This window comes from Sinorhizobium kostiense (assembly GCF_017874595.1).
GTDB classification, from domain to species: Bacteria; Pseudomonadota; Alphaproteobacteria; order Rhizobiales; family Rhizobiaceae; genus Sinorhizobium; species Sinorhizobium kostiense.
On sequence record NZ_JAGILA010000014.1, the window covers coordinates 1 to 24,363 of the forward strand.

The 24,363-nt window shown below is 63.2% G+C and carries 5 protein-coding genes and 2 pseudogenes; all 7 read left to right on the top strand.

Annotation, left to right across the window (positions count from 1 at the left end; translation table 11 throughout):
• Positions 1–10,484, top strand: a 10,484-nt coding sequence (locus J2Z31_RS28930; protein WP_209607187.1) for a non-ribosomal peptide synthetase, incomplete at its 5' end; no start/stop codon positions are given.
• On the top strand, positions 10,481–12,028 hold the full coding sequence (locus J2Z31_RS28935) for a hypothetical protein (protein WP_209607189.1): 1,548 nt from the start codon (positions 10,481–10,483) through the stop codon (positions 12,026–12,028). The genes J2Z31_RS28930 and J2Z31_RS28935, both read left to right, overlap by 4 nt.
• A 274-nt stretch (positions 12,029–12,302) precedes the next feature.
• Positions 12,303–12,704: a ParB N-terminal domain-containing protein gene (locus tag J2Z31_RS28940; RefSeq protein WP_028002935.1), complete on the top strand. Its 402-nt coding sequence runs from the start codon at positions 12,303–12,305 to the stop codon at positions 12,702–12,704.
• 248 nt (positions 12,705–12,952) lie between these two features.
• On the top strand, positions 12,953–13,612 hold the full coding sequence (locus J2Z31_RS28945) for a hypothetical protein (protein ID WP_209607192.1): 660 nt from the start codon (positions 12,953–12,955) through the stop codon (positions 13,610–13,612).
• 45 nt (positions 13,613–13,657) lie between these two features.
• A pseudogene (locus J2Z31_RS28950) lies at positions 13,658–13,821 on the top strand (5-dehydro-4-deoxyglucarate dehydratase); the annotation flags it as partial.
• A gap of 1,273 nt (positions 13,822–15,094) precedes the next feature.
• Positions 15,095–15,499, top strand: a pseudogene (locus J2Z31_RS30110) (formyltransferase family protein); the annotation flags it as partial.
• 918 nt (positions 15,500–16,417) lie between these two features.
• Positions 16,418–24,363, top strand: a 7,946-nt coding sequence (locus J2Z31_RS28955) for an amino acid adenylation domain-containing protein (protein WP_408022074.1), incomplete at its 3' end; no start/stop codon positions are given.

Here is a 24,363-nt window from a genome sequence, read left to right on the forward strand (position 1 = left end):
ACATTCCCCTGGGCTGGCGATTGCGGGGCAGGCTCGATCATGCCGCATGGCGGCGCAGCCTTGACCGTCTGTTTGCCCGTCACGAGGCGCTGCGCTCGACGTTCGTCGCCGGAGAGGATGACCCGCAGGTTGAGATTTTATCAGCGGACACGCGATTGCCGGTGGTCGAAGACGACCTTCGGGGTGAACCGGATGCCGAGGTCTTGCTTTCGGCCCTGTGCGAAGAAGAAGCAAGGACACCGTTCGATCTTGCGCGCGGCCCGCTGATCCGCGGCCGCCTGATCCGGCTGGCCGATGACGACCACGTCTTTCTGCTGACGCAACACCACATCGTCGCCGACGGCTGGTCGATGGGCGTGCTGATGCGCGAACTCAGTCAGCTTTACCGGGCGTTTGCGGCCGGGCGCGACGATCCTTTGCCGCCGCTGGCGATCCAGTATCCGGATTATGCCGTGTGGCAACGGCAATGGCTGTCGGGGGAGCGGCTGCAGGCCCAGGCGCAGTATTGGCGCGACAGTCTGTCTGGCGCTCCTGCGCGTCTGACACTTCCGACCGACCGGCCGCGGCCGGCGCAGCAGTCGTTTGCCGGAGCCAGCGTGCCTGTCGTCATCGATCAGGATCTGACGCGCGGGCTGAAGCGGCTGAGCCATCAACATGGCACGACCTTGTTCATGACGGTGCTGGCGGCCTGGGCGGCGGTGCTGGCGCGGCTGTCCGGGCAGGCCGACATCGTGATCGGCGTGCCGACGGCCAATCGCGGCCGCCGCGAGGTCGAGGAGCTGATCGGCTTCTTCGTCAACACCCTGGCGGTTCGCATCGATCTGTCGGGTGAGCCGAGCGTGTCGGATCTGCTGGAGCGGACGCGGCGCACGGCGCTCGCCGCGCAGGAGCATCAGGACCTGCCGTTCGAGCAGGTCGTGGAGATCGTCCAGCCGCCCCGCGCCCTCGATCACACGCCGCTGTTCCAGGTGGGACTGGCCTGGCAGAACGATGCCGCTGAGACCTTCGATCTTCCCGGATTGAGCGTGAAGGCCGCAGGCCATAGGGTCGATCAGGTGAAGTTCGATCTGGAACTGAACCTGGGGGATCAGGGCGAGGTGATCGCCGGGATTCTGGGTTATGCGACCGCGTTGTTCGACCGGGCGACGATCGAGCGGCAGCGCGGCTATCTGCTGGCGCTGCTGCGGGCGATGGTTGCCGATGCCGGGCAGCCGGTCGGCCGCATCGACATCCTGCCGGCGGAAGAGCGCCGCTATCTGCTGGAGGAGCTGAACCGGACGGACGCGGACTATCCGTCGGAGCTGTGCGTCCACGAGCTGTTCGAGGCGCAGGTGCGCCGGACGCCCGACGCGGTGGCGGTGGTCCATGAGGATGAAGAGCTGAGCTATGGCGCGCTGAACGCTGAGGCCAACCGGCTGGCCCATCATCTGATCGGGCTTGGGGTGAAGCCCGACCAGCCGGTGGCGATCTGCGTCGAGCGCAGCCCGGCGATGGTGGTGGGGGTCTTGGCGATCCTCAAGGCCGGCGGCGCCTATCTGCCGCTCGACCCGGCCTATCCATGCGCGCGGCTCAACCAGGTGCTCGACGATGCCGCCCCGCGGCTGCTGCTGTGCGACGCGGCCGGCCGCGCAGCGCTGGGCGCCGAGGCGATCACCAATGTGACGGCGGTCGACCTCAATGCGGCCAGCCCGGTCTCGGCGAGGCTGCCGGCGTCGGATCCCGACCCACGCGATCTCGGCCTCGCCCCCAGCCATCTCGCCTACATCATCTACACCTCAGGCTCCACCGGAACGCCCAAGGGCGTCATGGTCGAGCATCGCGGGATGACCAATTATCTAAGCTGGGCTCGTGAGACCTACGCGCCCATATCCTCCTCCGTCGTCTCCTCTTCGCTCGCCTTCGATGCTACGGTCAACAGCCTGTTTGCGCCTTTGGTCTCTGGCGGCCATGCATTGCTTACGAAAGAGGGGGACGAGGTCGAGGGGATCAGGTCGAGGGTCGGCACCCGGTGCGGGCTGGTCAATGTCACCCCGACCCTTCTGGATGTTCTGGGGCAGCAGCTGCAGTCGGCTGGAGATGCCAGTCAGGTGGAGCTGTTCGTCATTGGCGGCGAGGCATTGTCGTCGTCGACGGTCGAGCTATGGCGTCAGATCCAGCCGGCTGCCAGAATGGTCAACGAGTATGGCCCGACGGAAGCGGTTGTCGGTTGTGCCTTCCATGACATCCCCGCAGACCTTTCCGCATCGACAAATGTGCCGATCGGCCGCCCAATCGCGAACACGCGGCTCTATCTGCTTGACGACCATGGTCAGCCTGTTCCGTTCGGGACGGTTGGCGAGCTCTATATCGGCGGGGCAGGGGTTGCGCGCGGCTACCTCAATCGCCCGGAGCTGACGGCGGAGCGGTTCCTGGCCGATCCGTTCATCGGCAAGGCGGATGCACGCATGTACCGGACCGGCGACCTGGCCCGCTACCTGCCCGATGGCAATCTCGAGTTCCTGGGCCGCAACGACGAGCAGGTGAAGATCCGCGGCTTCCGCATCGAGCCGGGCGAGATCTCCGCCCGGCTGCTGGAGCACGCGCTTGTCGCCGATGCGGCGGTCGTGGCGCGGGACGATCACGCCGGCGACAAGCGGCTCGTCGCCTACGTGGTGTGTCGGCCCGAGCTGGCAACGGACGCAGCCGATGGCGCCGAACTCGCCGCGGCGTTGCGGGCCCATCTTGGTGGCCTGCTGCCCGACTACATGGTGCCGGCCGCCTTCGTGCGGCTGGACGCACTGCCGCTGACGCCGAACGGCAAGCTCGATCGCAAGGCGCTGCCGGTTCCCGACGACGATGCCTATGCGCGTCGGGGCTACGAGGCGCCGCGCGGCGCGGTCGAGACGCTGCTGGCGGCGATCTGGGAAGAGCTGCTCGGGGTCGAGCGGGTCGGCCGCCACGATAACTTCTTCGAGCTCGGCGGCCACTCATTATTGGCGGTGCAGCTGATGGAGCGGCTGCGGCGGCAGTCGCTCGGGGTGGAGGTGCGCACCCTGTTCGCCAAGCCGGTGCTTTGCGATCTCGCCGCCAGCCTTGGCAGCCACCACGAGGTGGCGGTGCCGGCCAACCGGATCACCGAAGAGAGTGAGGCGATCACGCCAGAGATGCTGCCGCTGATCGATCTTACCCAGGACGAGATCGACCGGATCGTGTCGACGGTTCCCGGCGGCGTCGGCAACATCCAGGATATCTATGGCCTGTCGCCGCTGCAGGACGGCATTCTGTTCCACCATCTGCTGGCAACCGAGGGCGATCCCTATCTGCTGGTGTCGCAGATGGCCTTTGCCGATCGCGGTCTGCTGGATCGCTACCTTGCGGCGGTTCAACAGGTGGTCGACCGGCATGACATCCTGCGCACGGCCTTCGTCTGGCAGGGTCTGTCGAGCCCGGCGCAGGTTGTGTGGCGCAAGGCGGCTTTGGCTGTGAGCGAGGTCGAGCTGGAGGAAGATGGCGGTCCCGGTTCCGAGCAGCTGAAGCGCCGCTTCGATCCGCGCCAGCATCGCATCGATCTTGGCCAGGCGCCCTTGTTGCGCTTCGTGATCGCGCGCGAGCCAGGCAGCGAGCGCTGGCTGCTTCTGAAGCTGCAGCATCATCTGATCGGAGATCACACGACGGCCGAAGTGATGCATGCCGAGGTCCGGACCGTGCTGCAGGGACGCGCGCATGCGCTTGGTGCGCCGCAGCCGTTCCGCAATTTGGTGGCGCAAGCCCGTCTCGGCGTTTCGTCCGAAGAGCATGAAGCGTTCTTCCGGAAGATGCTCGCCGATATCGACGAACCGACCCTGCCGTTTGGGCTGAGCGAGGTGCGCGGCGATGGCCGAGGATCCAGCGAGGCACGGCGGATGCTGCCGCCGGCGCTCAACGATCGGCTGCGCGAACAGGCGCGGCGGCTGGGGGTCAGCCTGGCGAGCCTGTGCCATCTCGCCTGGGGCCAGGTGGTGGCGCTGAGCAGCGGCCGCGAGCAAGTGGTGTTCGGCACGGTGCTGTTCGGCCGCATGCATGCGGGCTCCGGCGCCGACCGCACGATGGGCCTGTTCATCAACACCCTGCCTGTGCGGCTCGACCTCGACGGAACCGGGGTCGCGGCGAGCGTGCGGGCCACACATGCGCGGCTTTCCGAACTCCTCGCACACGAGCATGCCCCGCTCGCCTTGGCGCAACGCTGCAGCGGCGTTGCAGCCCCGGCGCCGCTGTTCGGCGCGCTGTTGAACTACCGTCACAACACCCCGGCCGCCGGCTCGACAACCAATGAGGATCTGTCGGGCATCGAGTGGCTGGGCGGCGAGGAACGCACCAACTATCCCGTGACCCTGGCGGTGGAGGATTTTGGCGAGGCGCTCGGCCTGACGGCGCAGGTGGTCGAGCCGATCTCCGCGGACCGGGTCTGCGGCTACATGCAGCGCGCGCTCGAGCAGCTGGCGGAAGCGTTGGAGCAGGCTCCCGACAGACCAGTGCGCGAGCTCGACATCCTGCCGGCGGACGAGCGCCGCTATCTGCTGGAGGAGCTGAACCGGACGGAAGCGGACTATCCCTCGGACCTGTGCGTGCACGAGCTGTTCGAGGCGCAGGTGCGCCGGGCGCCGGACGCGGTGGCGCTGGTCTGCGAGAATGAAGAGCTGAGCTATGGCGAGCTCAACTCCCGGGCCAACCGGCTGGCCCATCATCTGATCGCGCTTGGGGTCAAGCCCGACCAGCCGGTGGCGATCTGCCTCGAGCGCAGCCCGGCGATGGTGGTGGGACTGCTGGCGATCCTGAAAGCGGGCGGCGCCTATCTGCCGCTCGATCCGGCCTATCCGTCCGGCCGCCTGCGGCAGGTGCTCGACGATGCCGCCCCGCAACTCATCCTTTGCGATGCCGCCGGCCGCGAAGCGCTGGGCGCCGAGGCACTCGCCGATCTCAGCGTGATCGACTTCTCGGACGGCGAGCTTTCCTGGGCCGACCAGTCCGCTGACGATCCCGACCCGCATGCCCTCGGCCTGACCGCCAGCCATCTCGCCTATGTCATCTACACCTCGGGCTCCACCGGAATGCCTAAGGGCGTCATGGTCGAGCATCAGGGGGTCGTTCGTCTGGTGGCGGGGAACGATTTCGTCAAGATCGCACCGCAGGACGTCTTTCTCAATGCCTCCTCGCCCACATTCGACGCGACCACCTTCGAGCTCTGGGGAGCCTTGGTGAACGGCGCCAGAGTTGTGCTCTATCCTGAACGTCACCTCTCGACCGCAACGCTGGCCCAGATCATCCAGGACCAAGGCATCACCATCGCGTGGATGACTGCTCGATTGTTCGACGTCTATGTCGGCGAGGGGCGGAGCACGGCTCGACTACAACAGCTGCTGGTCGGGGGCGAAGAGGTCTCTGCCGATTCCGTCAAAACATGTCAGAAGCGATATCCCACGCTGCTGATCTCTAATGGCTACGGTCCGACAGAGAATACCACCTTCAGTCTCTGCTTTCCGGTACCAGCTGGGTTCGATGGGCAACGGGTGCCGGTGGGACGGCCAATTCGCAATTCGGTCGTCTATCTTCTGGACGTTCATGGTGTGCCCGTTCCGTTCGGGGCCGTGGGCGAGCTCTATATCGGCGGGGCAGGGGTAGCGCGCGGCTACCTCAACCGTCCGGAGCTGACGGCGGAGCGGTTCATCGCCAGTGCCTTTGTCGAAGGCGACCGTCTCTACCGGACCGGCGACCTGGCCCGCTATCTGCCGGACGGCAATCTCGAGTTTCTGGGCCGCAACGACGAGCAGGTGAAGATCCGCGGCTTCCGCATCGAGCCGGGCGAGATCGCCGCCCGGCTCTGCGAGCACGAGCGGGTGCGCGAGGCCGTGGTGGTGGCGCGGGACGACCGCGCCGGCGACAAGCGGCTCGTCGCCTATGTGGTTGCGAAGGCGGCGGACGGGTCGGACGAGGCCGGTGGCGCCGAGCTTGCCGCGTCGTTGCGGGCGCATCTCGGTGGCCTGCTGCCGGACTACATGGTGCCGTCGGCCTTCGTGCGGCTGGAAGCGCTGCCGCTGACACCGAACGGCAAGCTCGACCGCAAGGCGCTGCCGGTTCCCGACGACGATGCTTATGCGCGGCGAGCCTATGAAGCGCCGCAGGGCGCGGTCGAGACGCTGCTGGCGGCGATCTGGGAAGAGCTGCTCGGGGTCGAGCGGGTCGGCCGCCACGATAACTTCTTCGAGCTCGGCGGCCACTCATTATTGGCGGTGCAGCTGATGGAGCGGCTGCGGCGGCAGTCGCTCGGGGTGGAGGTGCGCACCCTGTTCGCCAAGCCGGTGCTTTGCGATCTCGCCGCCAGCCTTGGCAGCCACCACGAGGTGGCGGTGCCGGCCAACCGGATCGCCGAAGAGAGTGAGGCGATCACGCCGCAGATGCTGCCGCTGATCGATCTGACCCAGGACGAGATCGACCGGATCGTGTCGACGGTTCCCGGCGGCGTCGGCAACATCCAGGATATCTATGGCCTGTCGCCGCTGCAGGACGGCATTCTGTTCCACCATCTGCTGGCAACCGAGGGCGATCCCTATCTGCTTGTGTCGCAGATGGCCTTTGCCGATCGCGGTCTGCTGGATCGCTACCTTGCGGCGGTTCAACAGGTGGTCGACCGGCATGACATCCTGCGCACCGCCTTTGTCTGGCAGGGTCTGTCGAGCCCGGCGCAGGTGGTGTGGCGTAAGGCGGCTTTGGCGGTGAGCGAGGTCGAGCTGGACGAGAATGGCGGTCCCGGTTCCGAGCAGCTGAAGCGCCGCTTCGATCCGCGCCACTACCGTCTCGCCCTTGGCCAGGCGCCGCTGATGCGGTTCGTGATTGCGCGCGAGCCAGGCAGCGAGCGCTGGCTGCTTTTGGTGTTGCAGCATCATCTGATCGGAGATCACACGACGGCCGAAGTGATGCATGCCGAGGTCCGGACCGTGCTGCAGGGACGCGCGCATGCGCTTGATGCGCCGCAGCCGTTCCGCAATCTGGTGGCGCAGGCGCGGCTTGGCATGGATGCCAAGGCGCATGAGGAGTTCTTCCGGAAGATGCTCGCCGATATCGACGAGCCGACCCTGCCGTTCGGGCTGAGCGAGGTGCGCGGCGATGGCCGCGGATCCCGCGAGGCGCAGCGGATGCTGCCGCCGGCGCTCAACGATCGGCTGCGGGCCCAGGCGCGGCGGCTGGGGGTCAGCCTGGCGAGCCTGTGCCATCTCGCCTGGGGCCAGGTGGTGGCGCTGAGCAGCGGCCGCGAGCAAGTGGTGTTCGGCACGGTGCTGTTCGGCCGCATGCATGCGGGCTCCGGCGCCGACCGCACGATGGGCCTGTTCATCAACACCCTGCCTGTGCGGCTCGACCTCGACGGAACCGGGCTCGCGGCGAGCGTGCGGGCCACACATGCGCGGCTTTCCGAACTGCTCGCACACGAGCATGCCCCGCTCGCCTTGGCGCAACGCTGCAGCGGCGTTGCAGCCCCGGCGCCGCTGTTCGGCGCGCTGTTGAACTACCGTCACAACACCCCGGCCGCCGGCTCGACAGCCAATGATGCTCTGTCGGGCATCGAGTGGCTGGGCGGCGAGGAACGCACCAATTATCCCGTGACGCTCGCGGTGGAGGATTTTGGCGAGGCGCTCGGCCTGACGGCGCAGGTGGTGGAGCCGATCTCCGCGGACCGGGTCTGCGGCTACATGCAGCACGCGCTCGAGCAGCTGGTCGAGGCGCTGGAACGGGCGCCGAATACGCCGGTGCGCGAGCTCGACATTCTGCCGGCCGACGAGCGCCGCTATCTGCTGGAGGAGCTGAACCGCACGGAAGCGGACTACCCCTCGGAGCTTTGCGTCCATGAGCTGTTCGAAGCGCAGGTGCGCCGGGCGCCGGACGCAGTGGCGCTGGTCTTCGAGGATGAAGAGCTGAGCTATGGCGCGCTGAACGCTGAGGCCAACCGGCTGGCCCATCATCTGATCGCGCTTGGGGTGAAGCCGGACCAGCCGGTGGCGATCTGCCTCGAGCGCAGCCCGGCGATGGTGGTGGGACTGCTGGCGATCCTGAAAGCGGGCGGCGCCTATCTGCCGCTCGATCCGGCCTATCCCTGCGCGCGGCTCAACCAGGTGCTCGACGATGCCGCCCCGCGGCTGCTGCTGTGCGATGCCGCCGGCCGCGAAGCGCTCGGCGCCGAGGCCATCGCAAGCCTGACGGTGATCGATCTCGACACCGCCACCCCCGCCTGGGCCGACCAGTCGGCTGACGATCCCGACCCGCACGCCCTCGGCCTGACCTCCAGCCATCTCGCCTATGTCATCTACACCTCCGGCTCCACCGGTAGCCCTAAGGGCGTCATGGTCGAGCATGCGAGTGTTCTCAATGTTTTATGCGCTTTTCTGGATGTATCAGGCCTCACAGCGCATGATTCACTCCTCGCGATCACGACGATCTCTTTCGACATTGCGGGGCTGGAACTCTATCTTCCGTTGGCCGTGGGAGCTAACGTCGTCCTTGCTCGCGAGACCAATGCTATTGGATTGCAGCAGCATCTGTCCCATCAGAAGATAACTGTGACGCAGGCAACCCCGGCAGCGTGGCGTATGCTCTTCGACGCCGGCTGGGATGGTGCGCCCGATTTAAGCGCGCTGTGTGGCGGCGAGGCGTTGCCTTCAGATCTGGCCTCGAAGCTCGGCAGAAGGGTAAAATCTCTCAGAAATCTTTATGGTCCGACCGAGACTACAATTTGGTCGACCACCTTTCTTGCCGACACGGGCATTGAGGCGCCTAACCGGAATGTGCCGATTGGCCGTCCGATTGCGAACACGCGGATCTATGTGCTTGACGACCATGGCCAGCCCGTTCCGTTCGGGGCGGTGGGCGAGCTCTATATCGGCGGGGCGGGGGTTGCGCGCGGCTACCTCAACCGCCCGGAGCTGACGGCGGAGCGATTCCTGGCCGATCCGTTCAGCGGCGAGGTCGGCGCCCGCATGTACCGGACCGGGGACCTGGCGCGCTATCTGCCGGATGGCAATCTGGAGTTTCTGGGCCGCAACGACGAGCAGGTGAAGATCCGCGGCTTCCGCATCGAGCCGGGCGAGACCGCCGCCCGGCTCTGCGAGCACGCGCTTGTCGGCGATGCGGCCGTCGTGGCGCGCGACGATCGCACCGGCGACAAGCGGCTTGTGGCCTATGTGGTTGCGAAGAGGACGGACGGGTCGGACAAAGCCGATGGCGCCGAGCTTGCCGCGGCGTTGCGGGCCCATCTGGTTGGCCTCCTGCCCGACTACATGGTGCCGTCGGCCTTCGTGCGGCTGGACGCACTGCCGCTGACACCGAACGGCAAGCTGGACCGCAAGGCGCTGCCGGCACCTGACGACGAGGCCTATGCGCGCCGGGCTTTCGAGGCACCACGCGGCGAGATCGAGACGCTGCTGGCCGGAATCTGGGAAGAGCTTCTCGGCATCGAGCGGGTCGGCCGCCACGACAACTTCTTCGAGCTCGGCGGCCACTCGTTGCTGGCGGTGCGCATGCTTGCTCAAGCGCTAGGAGTTGGGATGAAGGTCAGCGCCAGCGATATTTTCAATGCCCCGATCCTCAAAGACCTCGCTCCAAAGATCGAGTTGGATTCATCCAGTTATACACCTGGGGTGCTACCGGTGCGCACGATAGGATCTCCAGCGCCTATCTTCTTTGTTCCGACTGGATACGGCGACTGCTCATATGTGTTCCCGTTAGTCAGAGAGATGGACATAGATTGCCCTGTCTACGCTTTGCCTTGGCCGCCATTTGAAGAAGCTGCTCGACCAAGCCTTAAAGAGATTGCGGCAAACGTAACGCAGGCACTAAGGAAAGTGCAGCCACGGGGTCCATATCGATTTGCGGGATATTCCTCTGGGGCTGTACTGGCTTATGCAATCGCCGAACGCCTGCTCCATCTCCAAGAAACTGTTTCGTTTATTGCCCTCATCGATGTGCCACTGCCGGCTGCATCGCCCGGGATGACGGATACAGAAATCGCTTTGCAAATGATCTTTGAACCTCTGGAGTCGCTGAGTGATGAGGGGTTCGAAGTGCTGCGACGATCGGCCGGGCAGAGCTCAGTTAAGCAGTTGCTTGAGAAAGCGCAACAAATGGGTGCGGTCGTCGGCGGACCAGATCTCTACCGTAACGCCATCATGTACGCGCAATTTCACCAAGCTGTACACTCGTATCAGATGCCATCGCTGCCGGTCAGCGTGTACCAATTTTATGCTCTGGCGGACTCTCCCAGCCCAAGGCCGCAACTTCCGGCAACGCCGCATGCAAATTCTCCAATGCGCGGATGGGATCGAATTTTGGACGCGCAGTTTATTAAGGCTGTGCCCGTTCCAGGCGATCACGTGACGATGATGGATGTTCTGGAAAACCGGCGGGTCTTGGCGCACCAACTGTCAGCAGCCTTAAACAATTTGCCGATTACCCACCCGAACAGCAATCTGGATGTCAAATGACACAGCGGCTATCCAACGTGAATACTTATCTTCCTTCGACCGCTGAGTTGTTAACCTCGGGGGGTGACGAGCGGATCGAACTTGATGCTAGCCAAATGACAAACAAGTACGGTCGTAAACCAGTTCCCGACAGGGAATTATTCTCATTTGGTTCGGCAACCGCATCTACGATTTCTGACTTCGGATTTTCAGCTGCGGAAAGACTGCGCCAAAAGATATCGCAGACCTTGCCTGGACGGGCGCCGGAAGAAATCTATCTGGAAGAGATCGACAGAGTTCGTCACGAATTCATTCGCTTATGCGGTTTGGAACACATTGGAGGGATGGAAGTCATCGTTTCTCCTTCTGGCACCGACGCTCACATGCTTGCCTCCCAATTGGTTGCAGGAAGCTCCGTCGCAAAGACATTGGCGATTATGGTCCAGCCGGAAGAGACGGGGAGTGGGGTCGGTCATGCTCTGGCTGGCGGGATGCATTCTTCGCACCGCGAGAGTGGTGGAACAACGGTCAATTCAGCGGATCCCATTGATGTTAGGTCGATAGCAGTTCGCATGGAGGGTTCCAGGCTCCGACCTATCGCGGCCGTCGATGATGAACTCGAGGCAATAGTATCGGCTGCGATAACGCGATACGGTCGTATTTTGATTGTGTTGACTGACGTTTCGAAAACCGGAGTACTGGCTCCAACTCCGAGCAAGGCGCTGGATCTCAGGCGTCGCTGGCCTGACAGCGTTGAAATTCTCGTCGATGCATCTCAGTTTCGATTGGCACCGAAAACGCTGCAAACTTATCTTACCATCGGCTGCTTGGTGATCGTTACTGGATCCAAATTTTTGGGAGGACCAGCCTTTTCGGCAATGCTCTTGGTTCCTGCGTCGATGGCAGGCCGCTTGAAGAAACTGCCACTACGTCCTATGCCCGGAGCGACGTGTTGCCGGGCAGACTGGCCACGAAACTGGACAGGCGCTCAGACACTCCCTGAAACCAGTAACTTAGGTTTACTTTTACGGTGGGAAGCTGCACTCGCCGAGCTGCGTGCTTTCCGTAGTGTTTCAGAGGAAGATATCCAACGGGTTGTGGTTGACTTTCATAAGGAGGTTACCTCCTGGCTGAACAATGCGCCTGATTTCCAGCTATTAGAGCAACCGACGTTACAACGCCATCTGCCAATCACCCACAATTCTTGGGACCAGCTACCGACGATTTTGCCTTTTATACTATTTCGCGTAAATCGACATGCGAGGAGAAATCCGCTGACCGCCCCGCAAACAAAGAGAATTTACGATCATTTATGCCAGGATTTGGCTACGAAAGCCAAGATGCCTGGTAGCACAATATTGTCAGTTCGTTGCGAAGTTGGACAACCGGTTCCTTGCGGCGAGCTTGAGGGCGTCCAGGTTGCTGCGTTGCGGCTTTGCCTTAGTGCACGCCTCATTGTGGAAGCCATCAACACAGGCGAACGAGGCATTAAGCGTTTGTTCGATCGAAGTCTGATGGCCTTGGAAAAGGTGGCCTTCCTCACGAGAAACTCATCTGCAGTCTGATAAGGCATCATCGCCGGAGGTTGGAAAAGGTATGCAGGAATTAAGAAGCTATTCTTTGAACACGCGTGATCCATCGGAACTTCGACATGGAGGAACGACGGTCACAACTCCACTGGACCTTGTTGTACCAATGAGCATTGCAAGCATAGTTGCCGGTAGGTTACCAAATGAGTGCCGGTTTAGTGCATGACGATCATGAGTTTCGCCCGCCATCGCTGAGACATCGAGATTTCCGCTAGACATCGGGCATTTTACTGTCGGACGTGACATGCTTATGCGCTACTATCTGTTACAGCCCAACAATTTGACCCCGACCGAAGAGGTTGATTGCCGACACGTTCTTGAGCTTGAAGAAGAGATTCTCCAAGCCAAATTCTGGAAGGCTCCAATTGCTGTCCATAAGGAAGCGCTTTTTGTAATGGATGGCCATCACAGGCTGGCTGTCGCCAAGCGGCTTCAATTGAGAGTATTGCCGGCAATCTTACTAGACTACCACGGTGTTCGTGTAGATGCTTGGCGCCCGGGAGAGATAGTTACTCCCGAGATCATTTTTGCTATGGCCCGCAGCGGAAGGAAGTTCCCTGCCAAGACAACCAAACATGTCTTCGACGCTCAGTTCCCCGAATGTAAAATCCCTTTGAGGGATCTCGGATATGATCGGGACAAGGGCCCCTAAAGGGCGCGAATTCCGACGTGAAGCGGTTTTCGACGATCGTTCTCTCTGGGTCGGCAACATTGGGTTCAAATGTGCCATTGCCCGCAAAGAGTAAGCTGCTGACTGGGGGGCAACTGATACGAATGAGCAAGTGAGACAGGGTTACGCGAGATAGAAGAATGAGCTTAAAAATATTTTCATTGCGGGAACGGCCCGATCTGATTCCCTCAGTTTTCTCCCCGGATTTCGATGCTCTTTGGCCCAACTTCATTCGCCAGGATCAAACTGCAAGGCTGTACTTTGGGAAAGCCGTATTTTTTAACTACCTAGACTATGCTTTTGTAGGACTTATGGATGAAGAGGTCGTTGCTCGTGCTTTCGGCGTGCCGTTTGCACTCAACGTTGATGGGCGTACCGAATTGCCTGACGGCGGTTGGGACCAAGTTATCCGCTGGGCGCATGAGGATAAACTTATTGGTCGCAAACCAACCACAATGAGTGCACTCGAAATCACCTTAGCGCCCAGAGCTCGAGGTATTGGCAATGCACTGGCAATGTTGGGCGCATTGAAGACCTGTGCCAGGCAAATGGGCTTCGACGAATTGTCTGTGCCGGTTCGTCCCAATCAAAAGCAACGAGACCCGCGGCTACCAATGGATGAGTACATCAAACTACAGCGTGCTGACGGTTCCGCAGTGGACTCCTGGTTGCGAACTCACATAACCGTCGGTGGGAGAATCTTAAAAATAGCGCCTTATTCCATGACCATCGCTGGGACAATTGCCGAATGGTCCAGTTGGACAGGAGTAGCGTTTGAACGTTCCGGCATGGTGGAAATTGATGGTGCACTAGTGCCAATGCTTGTGTCGCTTGAGCACAATTACGGCATATATGTTGAACCGAACGTATGGGTTCAACATGCGCTATGATAGTTTCTCGTTCGATCCAGAGCGGCCCCGCGTACACGCCACTACGGCGGCCTCGGCCTGGTACGCCAGATCACTGCGAAGATCGGCGGCCGGCTCATGTATGTCGGCGGCATGCCGACGGCCGAGCTTTTCGCGGCGCCGATTTCACCACCTATTCGTCGGCCGTGTTCAATTTCATGCCGGCTCTCGCCAACGAGTTTTATGCAGCCTTCGCTGACAAGGTGATGGATCGACTCGACGAACTGCTTCCCTGGGAATTCCTCGCCGGTCGCCACCCTCTGCGCCGCGGTCGCTTGATAGCTACGATCACGTATGTCTTCACGCTGAACCATGTCGCGAAAGAGCTCGGTGAGGATCCTGAGCTAGGCGATCGTCAGCAATGACGATGTTCGAGCCGAAGGGTGGTACGACTTCCTGGACAGCTTTGTCGACGACGAAGAGCTTATCGCGTGCCACCTCAAGGCCAAGCACCGGCTACAACTTCAAAACTTCTCGCTCTTCACCAACTGGTTCAGGCAAGTCTTGTGGCTGCTTCTCACCTGACTGAACAGCACGCCCGATCGGGTCGCTGTTTGCCGCTCTTTGTTTACGAACGACTGAAAGCACATGACCAGTACTGATAAGGTCTTCTCTCGCCGCCGATTGCTGGTTCCAACCACCTAGCGACTGAATTCTGCGTAAAGCGGGATCCTCGGTGAATGCTTGTCGATCAACTCCCGGACCTTCCCTCCATAGGGAGGTTTTCTCTCTCCGATGCCCACGCATCCTCGAACCGCCGGACGGTTTCAGCTGCAGTGTCGATTACCAACTTTTCGGGCAGGAACGCTCTCGCCGCAAAATGGCGTAACTCATCCGATGTGAGTTCGTCCATACGCTTCGTTCTAGAGTACTTCAGGGCAGCCGTTTCGTCGCCGTCAATGTACGGTATGGTTGGCAATACAGAAAAATGATCACATTCGCGAAATGATACATATCTCTATATCGCCGCGCCCTCGCGCCGCATTTGAAGGAGCTGGTGGTTAGCGTTGTCGATCCGACACGTGTTGAACATGCGACCTCGCACTGTCGGTTTCATCCTATTGTTTGGAAAAACTTTTCTCCGTTGGCACGATCCATGCATCGTCATCGGCCAACGCGAATACTGACGAGAAATTGTTCCATGATCACGCTCACCAAACACTCCGACGAGGTCAAGGAACTGCGCACCGCTGATCCGATTGCTATTTCAGTGCATTTACTCCCGCACAAATCAGAGCAGGTGCGGCTGGTTTGAGCCGCTACTGGCGCGGCGCCTGGGATGGGAACAGCCGGTCGGCGAACTGCTGGAGGGTAGAGATGACGCGTTGCTCTTCGCCGGAACACGTAAGCCCTGACGAACTAAGTGGTCGGCATGGGCAACGCCCTGCGGCCCCTTCGAGACGCTCGAGCATGTTTATTGGCAGTGGCACGCTCGCTGTCAGGTGCGCTCGGCTCGCAATGGAGATGGGCCACGACATTCGCGCGGTGCTATCTGCCGACACCATATTCGCCGATTGGGCGGCTTGCGCCAACATCTCGGTTGTAGCCAGTGTTGAAGAGCTCTCAACGTTGCTTGCCACCGAGCCGGTGGAGTGGATTTTTTCCATCGCCAATCCGTTCCTGTTGCCGGCGGATGTTTTCGGACGAGCGCGTCAAGGTGCTTTCAACTATCACGACGGACCCTTGCCGCGATATGCGGGGACGCACGCGACGTTCTGGGCACTGCTGGCCCAGGAGAGCGAACATGCCATCACCTGGCATCGGATCGATGACGGTGTTGATACGGGGGATGTCGCGGTTCAGCGCCAGGTTGTGATTGCACCCAACGACACGGCGCTGAGCTTAAACCTCAAATGTTATGAAGCCGCTGTCGAGGGCTTTCGCGAGCTCTTGACCGGCTTAGCGAACGCAGAGCTCCGTCTCCGTCCGCAGGCACTGGCGGACAGAAGCTACTTTGCGGCGCGTCGACGTCCAGATGCTGCGGGCTGCCTGCGATGGCATCGATCCGCGCAGGACTTGTCGGCGATGACACGTGCCTTGGACTTTGGCCCGTATCATCCCAATCCATTGTGTCTGCCCAAGGCTCTCGCAGGCGATGATGTTGTCCTCGTCAGGCGTTTGGAGGTGCTGCCTCAACGCTCGGGTCTTCCGGCCGGCTGCCTGCTTGAACTCCACCCCAACCACTGGCGTGTGGCGACGGGTACGCAGGATGTTGATGTTTGGTTTGCCAGCTTGGATGGTCAGGCTGTGGACGCGCGAGCCCTCGCGAGGCACTGCGATTTCGACGTAGGCGATCGCCTTCCGATTCTGAGCGATGATCAGGCGCGCAGCCTAACTGCTGCACATGAGGAGATAGCACCTCGCGAGGATTTTTGGCGACAGCGGCTCGAGCAGCTTAAAATATTGCAGCTCCCTTTCTGGTCCTCTTGCGCAGCCGAGGCACCGCCCAAATGGGAGTCGAGTTCGTGGCAGGTAGCAAGTGCGTTGGCTGAGCTGCCTGCCAAGGATCGTTTGGAACGCCTGTTAGCGGCTTGGTTGGTCTATCTCGCCCGCATAGCGGGCGCAACAGAGTTTCAATTGGGATGGACGCCGGCGGCGAAAGCTTCGCGAGCAGGCTTGCCAGCGGTGGAGGCCCTGATCGCTTCTGTCGTGCCGATGGAAGTTACCATTGATCTAACCCATGATTTCGCAGCAGTGCGCAGGGCCGTGGCGGCCGAATGGGATCGGCTAAAGGAGCACGATAGCTTTGGGCGGGATCTTATCGCGCGCTACCCGACCTTGCGGACTATGAAGGCGCTACTGTCGCGCCGGCCCTGGCCGATTGGCATCACGATTACCGCCAATAGCTGTTCTGCCGCTGGCGATCTGCCGTCGAGCCAAAGCGCTGGGGCGCCCCGATGCGGTGAGGTGCTGACATTTGAGGTTTGCGCTCTGGATGGGAGCTTCCGCTGGCATTTTGATGCCAATCGATTGGCACCTAAGCAGATCGATCGCATGGCGCAGCATCTGCAAAATCTCTTGAGTGGCGCGATCGCCGATGGCGAGCAGCCGGTCGGCCGCATCGACATCCTGCCGGCCGACGAGCGCCGCTATCTGCTGGAGGAGCTGAACCGGACGGACGCGGACTATCCGTCGGAGCTGTGCGTGCACGAGCTGTTCGAGGCGCAGGTGCGCCGGACGCCCGACGCGGTGGCGGTGGTCCATGAGGATGAAGAGCTGAGCTATGGCGCGCTGAACGCTGAGGCCAACCGGCTGGCCCATCATCTGATCGGGCTTGGGGTGAAGCCCGACCAGCCGGTGGCGATCTGCGTCGAGCGCAGCCCGGCGATGGTGGTGGGACTGCTGGCCATCCTCAAGGCCGGCGGCGCCTATCTGCCGCTCGACCCGGCCTATCCCTGCGCGCGACTGCGGCAGGTGCTCGACGATGCCGCCCCGCGGCTGCTGCTGTGCGACGCGGCCGGCCGCGCAGCGCTGGGCGCCGAGGCGATCACCAATGTGACGGCGGTCGACCTCAATGCGGCCACCCCGGTCTCGGCGAGGCTGCCGGCGTCGGATCCCGACCCGCGCGCTCTCGGCCTCGCCCCCAGCCATCTCGCCTACATCATCTACACCTCAGGCTCCACCGGAACGCCCAAGGGCGTCATGGTCGAGCATCGCGGGATGACCAATTATCTAAGCTGGGCTCGTGAGACCTACGCTCCCACATCCTCCTCCGTCGTCTCCTCTTCGCTCGCCTTCGATGCTACGGTCAACAGCCTGTTTGCGCCTTTGGTCTCTGGCGGCCATGCATTGCTTGCGAAAGAGGGGGACGAGGTCGAGGGGATCAGGTCGAGGGTCGGCACCCGGTGCGGGCTGGTCAATGTCACCCCGACCCTTCTGGATGTTCTGGGGCAGCAGCTGCAGTCGGCTGGAGATGCCAGTCAGGTGGAGCTGTTCGTCATTGGCGGCGAGGCATTGTCGTCGTCGACGGTCGAGCTATGGCGTCAGATCCAGCCGGCGGCCAGAATGGTCAACGAGTATGGTCCGACGGAAGCGGTTGTCGGTTGTGCTTTCCATGACATCCCTGCAGACCTTTCCGCATCGACAAATGTGCCGATCGGCCGCCCAATCGCGAACACGCGGCTCTATCTGCTTGACGACCATGGTCAGCCTGTTCCGTTCGGGGCCGTTGGCGAGCTCTATATCGGCGGGGCAGGGGTTGCGCGCGGCTACCTCAATCGGCCCGAACTGACGGCGGAGCGGTTCCTGGCCGATCCGTTCAGCGGCGAGGCGGATGCCCGGATGTACCGCACCGGCGACCTGGCCCGCTATCTGCCGGATGGCAATCTGGAGTTTCTGGGCCGCAACGACGAGCAGGTGAAGATCCGCGGCTTCCGCATCGAGCCGGGCGAGATCTCCGCCCGGCTCTGCGAGCACGAGCTTGTCGGCGAGGCGGTGGTGGTGGCGCGCGAGGATGCGGCCGGCGACAAGCGGCTCGTCGCCTATGTGGTTGCGAAGACGGCGGACGGGTCGGACAAAGCCGATGGCGCCGAGCTGGCGGCGGCGTTGCGGGCCCATCTCGGTGGCCTGCTGCCGGACTACATGGTGCCGGCCGCCTTCGTGCGGCTGGACGCACTGCCGCTGACACCGAACGGCAAGCTCGACCGCAAGGCGCTGCCGGCCCCTGCCGACGAGGCCTATGCGCGCCGGGCTTTCGAGGCACCACGCGGCGAGATCGAGACGCTGCTGGCCGGAATCTGGGAAGAGCTTCTCGGCATCGAGCGGGTCGGCCGCCACGACAACTTCTTCGAGCTCGGCGGCCACTCGTTGCTGGCGGTGCGCCTGCTTGCCCGGCTGACACAGGCCTTGGCAGTGGAGCTGCCGCTGGCGACCCTGTTCGCCAAGCCGACACTGGCCGATTTGGCGCTAAGTGTTGGCGAGGTGCTGAATGGTTCTGGTGCGCAGGCAGCACCGGCCATCATGCCAGTTGGACGTGATGGTGCGCTGCCACTGTCCTATTCGCAGCAGCGTCTCTGGTTCTTGTCACAGCTGGACGAAGACAGCACGAACTATAACATTCCCCTCGGCTGGCGATTGCGCGGCAGGCTCGATCATGCCGCCTGGCGGCGCAGCCTTGATCAGCTGTTTGCCCGTCACGAGGCGCTGCGCAGTGTCTTTGTCGCCCCTGAGGGCCGGCCCCGGGTCGAGCTGCTGCCGGCCGATGCCGGCCTGCCGGTGACAGAGCACGATCTGCAGGGGCTGCCGGATGCGGATGCCGTGCTTGCGGATCTCTACCATGATGAGGCGCGCACGCCGTTCGATCTGGCGCGCGGGCCGCTGATCCGCGGCCGCCTGATCCGGCTGGCCGATGACGACCACGTCTTTCTGCTGACGCAACACCATATCGTCTCGGATGGCTGGTCGATGGGGGTTCTGGTGCGTGAGCTCAGCAGCCTTTACCGGGCGTTTGCGGCCGGGCGCGCCGATCCTTTGCCGCCGCTGACCATCCAGTATCCGGACTATGCCGCCTGGCAACGGCAATGGCTGTCCGGCGAGCGGCTGCAGGCCCAGGCGCAGTATTGGCGCGACAGCCTGTCTGGTGCGCCGGCCCGTCTGGCGCTGCCGACCGACCGGCTGCGGCCGGAGCGACAATCCTTTGCCGGGGCGAGCGTGCCGGTCGTCATCGATCAGGATTTGACGCGCGGGCTGAAGCGGCTGAGCCGGCAACATGGCACGACCTTGTTCATGACGGTGCTGGCGGCCTGGGCGGCGGTGCTGGCGCGCCTGTCGGGGCAGGACGACCTTGTCATCGGCGTGCCGAGCGCCAATCGCGGCCGGCGCGAGGTCGAGGAGCTGATCGGCTTCTTCGTCAACACCCTGGCGGTTCGCATCGATCTGTCCGGCGAGCCGAGCGTGTCGGAGCTGCTGGAGCGGACGCGACGCACGGCGCTCGCCGCGCAGGAGCATCAGGATCTACCGTTCGAGCAGGTGGTCGAGATCGTTCAGCCGCCCCGCGCCCTTGATCACACGCCGTTGTTCCAGGTGATGTTGGCCTGGCAGAACAACAGCGGCGGGTCATTGGACCTGCCGGGGCTGCGGGTGGAGGCTGCAGGCGAGGGGCTCGATCAGGTCAAGTTCGATCTGGAGCTCGACCTTCGCGAAGAGGGCGAGGTGATCGCCGGAACGTTTGGCTATGCCACGGCGCTGTTCGACCGGGCGACGATCGAGCGGCAGCGCAGCTATCTGCTGGCGCTGCTGCGGGCGATGGTTGCCGATGTCGGGCAGTCGGTCGGCCGCATCGACATCCTGCCGGCGGACGAGCGCCGCTATCTGCTGGAGGAGCTGAACCGGACGGAAGCGGACTATCCGTCGGAGCTTTGCGTCCATGAGCTGTTCGAAGCGCAGGTGCGCCGGGCGCCGGACGCAGTGGCGGTGGTCTTCGAAGGGCAGTCGATCTCCTATGGTGCACTCAATGTCCGGGCCAACCGGCTCGCCCATCATCTGATCGCGCTTGGGGTGAAGCCCGACCAGCCGGTGGCGATCTGCCTCGAGCGCAGCCCGGCGATGGTGGTGGGGCTGCTGGCGATCCTCAAGGCCGGTGGCGCCTATCTGCCGCTCGATCCGGCCTATCCGTCCGGCCGCCTACGGCAGGTGCTCGACGATGCCGCCCCGCAACTCATCCTTTGCGATGCCGCCGGCCGCGCGGCGCTGGGCGCCGAGGCGATCGCCGATCTGAGCGTGGTCGACTTCTCGGACGGCGAGCTTTCATGGGCCGACCAGTCCGCTGACGATCCCGACCCGCGCGCGCTCGGCCTGACCTCCCGGCATCTCGCCTATGTCATCTACACCTCCGGCTCTACCGGAACGCCCAAGGGTGTCATGGTCGAGCATCGGGGATTGGTAAATCTGGGCTTGGCTCAGATCGGACTTTTTGGCGTTTGTTCAAATAGCAGTGTCGTGCAATTCGCCTCCTTCGGCTTTGATGCAAGTGCTTCGGAGCTTGTTATGGCGTTTGGCTCCGGCGCCGCACTGCATTTGCCTGCGAACGGGCTCCGCCAGGCGAGCAACAGGCTATCGGATTACCTGCAGAGCGAATCCATCACCCATGCGACGTTACCTCCAGCCTTGCTTCAGGCACGCAGGGATCTGCAATGTTTGGCCCCGCAAGTGCTCATTCTTGCTGGAGAGCTCCCGAAGGCTGAACTCATTCGAAGTCTAGTCCAAGCAAGCATCGTCAACGCTTATGGCCCGACGGAAGCAACAGTTTGCGCCACCGTTTGGAACTGCCCCGATGACTTTGACGGGGCGATCGTACCGATCGGCCGCCCAATCGCGAACACGCGGCTCTATCTGCTTGACGACCATGGTCAGCCCGTTCCGTTCGGGGCGGTGGGCGAGCTCTATATCGGCGGGGCAGGGGTTGCGCGCGGCTACCTTAACCGGCCCGATCTGACGGCGGAGCGGTTTCTGGCCGATCCGTTCAGCGTCAAGGCCGGCGCCCGCATGTACCGGACCGGCGACCTGGCCCGCTATCTGCCGGATGGCAATCTCGAGTTTCTGGGCCGCAACGACGAGCAGGTGAAGATCCGCGGCTTCCGCATCGAGCCGGGCGAGATCGCTGCCCGGCTCTGCGAGCACGAGCTTGTCGGCGAGGCGGTGGTGGTGGCGCGGGACGACCGCGCCGGCGACAAGCGGCTCGTCGCCTATGTGGTTGCGAAGGCGGCGGACGGGTCGGACGAGGCGAATGGCGTGGAGCTTGCCGCGGCGTTGCGGGCGCATCTCGGTGGCCTGCTGCCGGACTACATGGTGCCGGCCGCCTTCGTGCGGCTGGAAGCGCTGCCGCTGACGCCGAACGGCAAGCTCGATCGCAAGGCGCTGCCGGCCCCTGCCGACGATGCTTATGCGCGGCGAGCCTATGAAGCGCCGCAGGGTGCGATCGAGACGCTGCTGGCGGGGATCTGGGCAGAGCTGCTCGGGGTCGAGCGGGTCGGCCGCCACGATAACTTCTTCGAGCTCGGCGGCCACTCATTATTGGCGGTGCAGCTGATGGAGCGGCTGCGGCGGCAGTCGCTCGGGGTGGAGGTGCGCACCCTGTTCGCCAGGCCGGTGCTTTGCGATCTCGCCGCAAGCCTTGGCAGCCACCACGAGGTGACAGTGCCGGCCAACCGGATCACCGAAGAGAGTGAGGCGATCACGCCAGAGATGCTGCCGCTGATCGATCTGACCCAGGAGGAGATCGACCGGATCGTGTCGACGGTGCCCGGTGGCGTCGGCAACATCCAGGATATCTATGGCCTGTCGCCGCTGCAGGACGGCATTCTGTTCCACCATCTGCTGGCAACCGAGGGCGATCCCTATCTGCTGGTGTCGCAGATGGCCTTTGCCGATCGGGCCCTGCTCGACCGCTACCTGGCTGCGGTTCAACAGGTGGTCGACCGGCACGATATCCTTCGCACCGCCTTTGTCTGGCAGGGACTGTCGAGCCCGGCCCAGGTTGTGTGGCGCAAGGCGCCGCTGGCGGTGAGCGAGGTCGAGCTGGAGGAAGATGGCGGTCCCGGTTCCGAGCAGTTGAGGCGCCGCTTCGATCCGCGCCAGCATCGCATCGATCTTGGCCGGGCGCCCTTGTTGCGCTTCGTGATCGCGCGCGAGCCCGGCGGCGAGCGCTGGTTGCTTCTGGAGCTGCAGCATCATCTGATCGGAGATCACACGACGGCCGAAGTGATGCATGCCGAGGTCCGGACCGTGCTCGAGGGACGCGCGCATGCGCTGGCGCCGCCGCAGCCGTTCCGCAATTTGGTGGCGCAAGCCCGTCTCGGCGTTTCGTCCGAAGAGCATGAAGCGTTCTTCCGGAAGATGCTCGCCGATATCGACGAACCGACCCTGCCGTTTGGGCTGAGCGAGGTGCGCGGCGATGGCCGAGGATCCAGCGAGGCACGGCGGATGCTGCCGCCGGCGCTCAACGATCGGCTGCGCGAACAGGCGCGGCGGCTGGGGGTCAGCCTGGCGAGCCTTTGTCATCTGGCCTGGGGCCAGGTGGTGGCGCAGAGCAGCGGCCGCGAACAGGTGGTGTTCGGCACGGTGCTGTTCGGCCGCATGCATGCCGGGACCGGCGCCGACCGCACGATGGGCCTGTTCATCAACACCCTGCCTGTGCGGCTCGACCTCGACGGAACCGGGGTCGCGGCGAGCGTGCGGGCCACACATGCGCGGCTTTCCGAACTGCTCGCACACGAGCATGCCCCGCTCGCCTTGGCGCAACGCTGCAGCGGCGTTGCAGCCCCGGCGCCGCTGTTCGGCGCGCTGTTGAACTACCGTCACAACACCCCGGCCGCCGGCTCGACAGCCGATGATGCTCTGTCGGGCATCGAGTGGCTGGGCGGCGAGGAACGCACCAACTATCCCGTGACCCTCGCGGTGGAGGATTTTGGCGAGGCGCTCGGCCTGACGGCGCAGGTGGTCGAGCCGATCTCCGCCGACCGGATCTGCGGCTACATGCAGCGGGCGCTCGAGCAGCTGGCGGAGGCGCTGGAACGGGCGCCGAATACGCCGGTGCGCGAGCTCGACATTCTGCCGGCCGACGAGCGCCGATATCTGCTGAAGGAGCTGAACCGGACGGAAGCGGACTATCCGTCGGAGCTTTGCGTCCATGAGCTGTTCGAGGCGCAGGTGCGCCGGGCGCCGGACGCAGTGGCGGTGGTCTTCGAAGGGCAGTCGATCTCCTATGGTACCCTCAACGCCCGGGCCAACCGTCTGGCCCATCATCTGATCGGGCTTGGGGTGAAGCCCGACCAGCCGGTGGCGATCTGCGTCGAGCGCAGCCCGGCGATGGTGGTGGGACTGCTGGCGATCCTCAAGGCCGGCGGCGCCTATCTGCCGCTCGATCCGGCCTATCCATGCGCGCGGCTCAACCAGGTGCTCGACGATGCCGCCCCGCGGCTGCTGCTTGCCGACACGGCCGGCCGCGAAGCGCTGGGCGCCGAGGCACTCGCCAATGTGACGGCGGTCGATCTCGGCGCGGCCACCCCGGCCTGGGCGGAACTGCCGGCGTCGGATCCCGACCCGCATGCCCTCGGCCTGACCTCCAGCCATCTCGCCTATGTCATCTACACCTCCGGCTCCACCGGAACGCCAAAGGGAGCACAGAATGAGCATCGCGCTATCATCAATCGCCTGGCCTGGATGCAGCAAGCCTACGCTCTCAAGGCAACTGACGTCGTCTTGCAGAAGACCCCATTTGGCTTCGATGTCTCGGCCTGGGAGTTCTTCTGGACCTTGCTTGAAGGGGCCAGCCTCGTATTGGCACCTCCGGCTGCACACAAAGACCCCGACGCGCTTATAGACTTGATAATCAACCAACGCATCACCACTGCACACTTTGTACCCTCCATGTTGGTCAGCTTTATCGATGCAAAGGGTGTCGACCGCTGCACATCGCTGCAGCGTCTCCTGTGCAGTGGCGAGGCGCTTCCCGCCTCTCTTGTGCGCAAGGCTAGACGCGTATTGCCTTGGACTGGCCTGCACAACCTATACGGTCCCACGGAAGCTGCCATCGACGTTACAGCCTGGAACTGCACCGATGACTTTGACGGGACGATCGTCCCGATCGGGCGTCCGATATCGAACACGCGGCTCTATGTGCTTGACGACCTTGGCCAGCCCGTTCCGTTCGGGGCGGTGGGCGAGCTCTATATCGGCGGGGCAGGAGTGGCGCGTGGCTACCTCAACCGCCCGGAGCTGACGGCGGAGCGGTTCCT

Bases quoted from the DNA above. Each gene is read 5' to 3' on its own strand.
- J2Z31_RS28935 (WP_209607189.1), top strand. From the start codon at position 10,481: ATGACACAGCGGCTATCCAACGTGAATACTTATCTTCCTTCGACCGCT.
- J2Z31_RS28940 (WP_028002935.1), top strand. From the start codon at position 12,303: ATGCGCTACTATCTGTTACAGCCCAACAATTTGACCCCGACCGAAGAG.